3 protein-coding genes are annotated in these 5,611 nt (G+C 36.8%); all 3 read right to left on the bottom strand.

Annotated elements, in window-relative coordinates:
- Positions 1 to 59: 59 nt before the first annotated feature.
- Entirely contained in the window at positions 60 to 965 is a 906-nt protein-coding gene (locus DMZ43_RS14785; RefSeq protein WP_131506506.1) for a type IX secretion system membrane protein PorP/SprF, read from the bottom strand.
- A 25-nt stretch (positions 966 to 990) separates the two neighbouring features.
- A complete protein-coding gene (locus DMZ43_RS14780; RefSeq protein WP_131509086.1) occupies positions 991 to 5,289 on the bottom strand; it encodes a choice-of-anchor L domain-containing protein in 4,299 nt (1,432 codons plus the stop codon).
- A 46-nt stretch (positions 5,290 to 5,335) separates the two neighbouring features.
- The coding region (locus DMZ43_RS14775) for an OmpA family protein (RefSeq protein ID WP_131508618.1) at positions 5,336 to 5,611 on the bottom strand (276 nt) is incomplete at its 5' end.

The raw sequence follows: 5,611 nt of genomic DNA, 5'->3' as shown, positions 1-5,611 counted from the left end.
CAGCAAGGTTATCAATAAATATTTTTGTATGTTTTTCATCTTTGGTTTGGCTTGAATGGTTAGAAATATCTTGGTGATCGTGATACCTTCTTAGGGAAGTTAAGGTCAAACAATAACATGAACTCATGCGATGCTGGTGCATACCTCTTTATATCTGAAGTAACACTATCATAAGCATAACCTATACGTAGCGATGGGGTAATCGCAAAATTGATAAGCCCGGAAAATGAATCATCAAGTCTATAAGAGGCTCCTATCTCGAATTTATCATAAAACAACGCATTTAAGTTTACATCAAAAGAGGTTGGTGCATCAAAGGCTGACTTCACCAAAAACGATGGCTTCAACTTGGTGTTTTGTGATAAGTCAAACACATATCCTCCTGTTATAAAGTAATGGCTAACTTCTGAGCCTAACTCAAAACCATTGGCATCAAGGTGTACCGAATTTAATATATTCGGCACGGATACTGCCAAATAGTAATGGTCTGTATAATAGAATGCTCCTGCGCCTATGTTGGGTGTCACACTGTTGATGTTCTCCGAGAAGAAAGGATCGTTGGGATCCACTACATCAAGACCTGTGAGTCCTATATCATGGAACGTTGCGCCTGCCTTAACACCAAACGCCAAGCGGTGTTCGCCTCCTAATCGAAGTGTATACGAGAAATCCGCATAAGCATTGGTCTCGTTTACTGGACCTATGTTATCTGATATAATCGATAACCCTAATCCTACTTTCTCGCCTACGGGAAGGTGACCAAAGAATGTTCCTGTCTTTGGTGCGCCTTCTAATCCTGTCCACTGCGTACGGTACAGTAAACCAAAACTTAGATTCTCCCTTGAGCCTGCATAAGCTGGGTTAATGACGTTCATATTATACATGTACTGTGTGTACTGTGGATCCTGCTGCCCAAAGACCTGAAAGCCTACGAGCGTTAGTATTAGTATTGTGAGTCTTTTCATGTTCTTAGATTAATTTCGGTTAGTCTTATTTGTTGATGTATACCCAAGCACTACGCTTCTTTGCTCCATTCTCATAGATCATCGTATAGAAGTAAGTACCTACTGGTAACTCATCTCCACTATTGCTCTGACCATACCACTCATTTGTGTAGTTATCTTTAGAATATACTAATACGCCATTACGGTTGAATATCTCTAATCGTGTTACACCATAACTACTTAAATCAAATGTGTCATTCTGTCCTGGACTTACTCCTGGGGAAATACCCTCTGGTATTACACAACTCTCTAATTCAACGATATCAATACCTGCTATATAACTACATGTTGTTGTATTATTAATAACTTCAATCTCATAATATCCAGCAATCAATACTGGTATAGTTAATCCGTTTTCACCATCAATAAGACCTCCATCTTGATACCAATTAATTGTTACTTCAGATTCTTGATAGTTTTCAGGAATTGCTGTTATTTCTATTGGTATTGTTGCGTTAGGGCAAACCTCATAGTCAAAATCTGTTGGGAAAGATGTAAATAATGGGTCTTCAACAACTAAATTAAGACTAGTAGTAGAGTAACACTGTGTTGCATTGTTAGTCACTCTCACATAAACTGTTTGTGGGTCTGACACATTTGTATAAGGACTTGATAACTCACCTACATTATCAATAGCATCTGCTTCAGTTAAATGATAAGATATTGTAAAATCATCTGGGTTTTGACCTTCAGCTAAAACTTCAGCATCAGCTTCATATAAATAAAACTCTCCAAAACCTGATTCATCACAAGCAATTAAATCGGAAGGAGTACTTTCAACTTCAGGGTTTGGTAAAAACTCGATTACAATTGTATCAGAAATGATACATTGAGGGGAGAAAATAATTTGAGTTGTATATTCTCCAGCTTCAGTTACCTCTAATATAGAAGTTGTTGCTCCTTCAATTAAAAATCCATCTTTATACCAAACGTGATCTACTTGAGGAGCTTGAGTATCTAAAACAACAGGCTGCCCATCACAAACTGCAGTTCCAGCATCAATTGTTATATCAACACCTAAGTCTACTTCTCCAATATCAAAACTACCTGCTTTAAGGAATACTCCAGAATCTAAGGCAGTATCAAACCCACCATTAGAATCATCTCCTATTACCAATTTTATGTGATATGTTTCTCCTATGTTAACTTCTGAATATGCTGTAAATACAGTAGTTCTTCCATCAAAAGATGTAGGTGGTAAGTTATTTGGTGTATATCCTCCAAAGTACTCTTCATTTATAGCTGAACAACCAGGGTTATCTGGATGAATGTTTGTTACTAAAATCGGTGTATTTGTTCCTGGTAATACTGCTAAGTTTGTTGTTACACCATTTTCATCAGTTAATAAAAATGCAAACGCATCAGAATACGTACATTCAAAGGTTCCACCTGTACTTCCGTTATATTCTTCGGATGCCATAATGAAATCAAAACTAAGCTCATCATCTAGAGGAACGAAATCGAACTCAATTACAGTAGCATTACTAGATTGTATACCTACAGCTGCATCTAAATCTGGGTCTCCTAACCATGCTAATAAACCATCGCTCATTGCATTTTGATTAGGTCCTGCTGCTAAAGAAGCATCTCCTGTAGTTAATAAGATTCCATTTTCGAACGGGAATCCGTCACTTTCTCTGTAAAAATATCCTATTCCATTTACATCACCATAATCTGTTCCTGTTGAGTATGTAATGTTTGTTACTTGAGCACAAGGACTATCAATTAAAACATCTAGCACTAACTCTTCTATAGTATAAGTTGTTTGATCAACCAAAACATTACCTGGGGAAGGTCTTATACATAAATCAAACGTTGTTGTGTTATCTTCTCCATCAAAAGAAAATACTCTTACATAATATGTATTACCAACAACTAAGTTTGTTACCGCTCCAGCAGTTTCAGTTGTACAATATAATTCAGTTAAATTATCACATGTTCCTTCGTAAACACCAAAATCTAAATTAAATGTTCCTCCTGTAATATTAGCGAGAGAAATAATTTGTGCTTCACTATTAGCTGTAAATTCAAACCATACATCATCATGTGGGTTTCCAGCACATGTTCCAGATGGCACACCTGAGTCTGTTGCTGCTAGCACTGTTCCTGGAGTTACAACTGTACAAGAATCATCAGTATTAACTGAAGCAACTGTAGCATTACATGGATTGTCATTGTCTGGTGGACAAGCTAATTGCTGTATTGCAGGACTATTAATTACACAGTTTCCATCTTGATCGTTACTTATTGTTACTATTACATCTTGTAAGAAAGGGAATGGTCCAATTTGATAGGTTCCTTCAGCATTAGCTGGAACTGTATCAGCATTTATATTGTTTGATATTGTTAATGATGTTGCATCACCCATAGAGGTAACATTTACATCAATTAAAAACTGATCTCCATTATCACAATCATCAACTATAGCATACGTAGCTTGCGGATTAATACATGTAGCACAACTAACAGTTATATCAAGTGGTGTGTAACCTTCAGTTTCACAACTAAATACACCATCAGCAGTTACTGTAAATGATATTGTATCTCCTAAAGATTGATAGTTTACTCCAGAAACATCCCCATTATTTCCATAAAAATCTGGTGGTGTTAACTCGGTTCCATCAGTATCATAAATATGTAATTCATCCCAACCATTTTCTACTTGTCCTGAGTTAATTACAAAATTAAGCGGTGTTCCGTCACTACTAGTAAAAGTAAATACGTTGGTATCGTTATTTTCATAACAATACACAAAGTTTACTGGACCAGCTGTACAGTCTACTACATAATCCAAGCAAATTTCTTGGGTTAAACTTGGGCTTAAAAGAGCACAATTGGCATCATCGTCATTAACAACAAAAATTTCAACTCCTGTGTTATTAGCAAATGGTCCAAAAGTATATATACCTGTGGCATCAACATTTTGAGGTGTGCTACCTTGGTTATCACTTATTGTAATTGTTCCTGCCGATCCTAAATCGGTTAAATTTACATCAACAAAAAATTGTGGTCCATTAATACAATCACTAACTACTTCATAAGTCGCCACTGGATCTACACAAGTGTTTTCTGTAATTGTTAATGTGTAAGGAGTACTTTGAGGTGATGGCCATGTTGAAATTACTATATAATAGGTTGTTCCTCCAGTAACAGAGAAGTTATCAATTAACATATCTCCTCCGGCAAATCCATTTACAGCTCCTGTTTCACATTGTGTTCCTATGTTGGCACAATCTGTATATACAAAAATACCTGTATACGTACCAATTCCTGACAATTCAATATCAATTGAAGTATCAACTGCTGGTGTATATGAATATACTACATCATCTCCTCCTAAATAACCAAAACCTACACCACAATCGTCTCCAGGTCCTCCAGTATAATCATCTCCATAATTAGAAGTGTCATCTGTTGTTACATAAGGTAATGGAGTGGTTACCATTATTGGGTTACTACATGTTTCTCCAGGTCCACTAATTCTATAAACAAATGGTCCTGCCCAGATACTAAACCCATCTGCACCACAATCTGCTCTAACATAAAACTCGTAATCAGTACCTTCGGTTAAATCTGTTATTTGTAAACTGTTAGTCCCTACAGAAACTCCTGAATCGGCTTCAGTTGGCACTGGTCCTCCTGCAACTTGATTAATAACTTCCCATGCATCTTCGGTTCCTCCTTCAATCCAACTTAAATCAACTGTTGTTGCATTAACTAATGCATCTAAACCTGAAGGATTATTACATGTAGAATTATAAACATGTACATTATCTATCATCCAATACCAAGCCCAAACATCTCCATCATCATAGTAAAACCTAATTTGCATATTAGCATTTGCATAGGCTGTAATATCTATATGTTGTTCATCTGGTGTAGCAAAAGTTCCTACGTCTGCTGTTTGGTTTAATACTTCTACCCATGCAGAACCGTCATAAACTTCTACAATAGCAGCATCTCCACCAATACTATTAAAGTACTGCTGGAAATCTAAAAACAGTCCTGTTGCTGCTGAACTATCAAAAACAGGTGAGGTCAATGTCTCTTGAAGCAACGTTCCATTTCCGTTAGCATCACTGTCTACAATAGCTCCATTTGAACCATCTAAACTGTTAAAACCTCCCTGTAATCCAGATACCCAAGAATCTCCTGTTGCAGCTCCTCCATCTGTAATTGTCCAGGTTGCTGGTATTTCTGTATCAAAATTTTCTTGCAAATAAGTCTGCGACTGCATTGACAAGCAAATAATGAAAAACGAAACAAATAATGTAATTTTTCTCATTAGGCTAGTGTTTTATATTAGTTAAGCTTTATTTTTCAAAGCAATATTACATAGGTCCACCACTAACGATGATGAAGTCCGACCTTCTGTTCATCTGGTGTTGTTCCTCTGTACATCCTGATCCACAGTCTTCCTTAGGCTCACTCTCTCCTTTGCCTGATCCTGTTATTCTTGATCTGTCTATCCCTTTAGAGACTACATAAGATACTGTTGTCTTTGCTCTCCTGTCCGATAAGGCCATGTTGTATGATGCTGATCCTCTACTGTCTGTATGTGACGATACTGAGATAACCATCTCTGGATACTTTTGCATCACCTGTAC

It is taken from the genome of Meridianimaribacter sp. CL38, from assembly GCF_004328055.1.
Taxonomy (GTDB): domain Bacteria; phylum Bacteroidota; class Bacteroidia; order Flavobacteriales; family Flavobacteriaceae; genus Gaetbulibacter_B; species Gaetbulibacter_B jejuensis.
Note: the sequence above shows the minus strand (reverse complement) of the source record. Positions and strands in the feature narration are given on the sequence as shown.